This window comes from uncultured Kocuria sp., assembly GCF_947500125.1.
In the GTDB taxonomy this organism is placed as follows: domain Bacteria; phylum Actinomycetota; class Actinomycetes; order Actinomycetales; family Micrococcaceae; genus Kocuria.
The window spans coordinates 1-1,426 of the sequence record NZ_CANMRA010000078.1; the positions used below are offsets into that span (position 1 = coordinate 1).

Here is a 1,426-nt window from a genome sequence, read left to right on the forward strand (position 1 = left end):
GGTGCATGGAAATCTCATCTCGAAGCGAGCTTCCCGCTTAGATGCTTTCAGCGGTTATCTCTTCCGAACGTAGCGAAGCAGCGGTGCACCTGGCGGTACAACTGCCATACCAGAGGTTCGTCCGTCCCGGTCCTCTCGTACTAAGGACAGGTCTTCTCAAATTTCCTGCGCGCGCAGCGGATAGGGACCGAACTGTCTCACGACGTTCTGAACCCAGCTCGCGTACCGCTTTAATGGGCGAACAGCCCAACCCTTGGGACCAACTCCAGCCCCAGGATGCGACGAGCCGACATCGAGGTGCCAAACCATGCCGTCGATATGGACTCTTGGGCAAGATCAGCCTGTTATCCCCGAGGTACCTTTTATCCGTTGAGCGACGGCCATTCCACAATGTACCGCCGGATCACTAGTCCCGACTTTCGTCCCTGCTCGAGCTGTCGCTCTCACAGTCAAGCTCCCTTGTGCACTTACACTCGACACCTGATTGCCAACCAGGCTGAGGGAACCTTTGGGCGCCTCCGTTACTCTTTAGGAGGCAACCGCCCCAGTTAAACTACCCATCAGGCACTGTCCCTGACCCGGATCACGGGCCGAAGTTAGATGTCCAGAGTGACCAGAGTGGTATTTCAACGTTGACTCCACGTGCACTGGCGTGCCCGCTTCACCGTCTCCCACCTATCCTACACAAGCCACACCGAACACCAATACCAAACTATAGTAAAGGTCTCGGGGTCTTTCCGTCCTGCTGCGCGTAACGAGCATCTTTACTCGTACTGCAATTTCGCCGAGTTCATGGTTGAGACAGCGGGGAAGTCGTTACTCCATTCGTGCAGGTCGGAACTTACCCGACAAGGAATTTCGCTACCTTAGGATGGTTATAGTTACCACCGCCGTTTACTGGGGCTTAAATTCTCCGCTTCGCCGTGAGGCTAACAGGTCCTCTTAACCTTCCAGCACCGGGCAGGAGTCAGTCCGTATACATCGTCTTGCGACTTCGCACGGACCTGTGTTTTTGATAAACAGTCGCTTCCCCCTGGTCTCTGCGGCCCTTACCCGCTCGCACCAGCAAGTGGTGTCCACGGTCGGGGCCCCCCTTCTCCCGAAGTTACGGGGGCATTTTGCCGAGTTCCTTAACCATGATTCTCTCGATCGCCTTAGTATTCTCTACCTGATCACCTGTGTCGGTTTGGGGTACGGGCGGCTGGAACCTCGCGTCGATGCTTTTCTCGGCAGCATAGGATCACCGAATCCCCCCACGAATGGGGGTCCCGTCACGTCTCAAGCACATGACCCGCGGATTTGCCAACGGGTCGCCCTACACGCTTAGACCGGGTCTACCATCGCCCGGCTCGGCTACCTTCCTGCGTCACACCTGTTAATACGCTTACCTCCCCGGTTCAGGTCCCACGCTCCCCGGAGCCGGCGG

At 56.9% G+C, this 1,426-nt stretch carries 1 rRNA gene; it reads right to left on the reverse strand.

What is annotated here, in order from left to right:
* Positions 1-1,426: ribosomal RNA gene (locus Q0817_RS19915) — 23S ribosomal RNA — on the reverse strand; the annotation flags it as partial.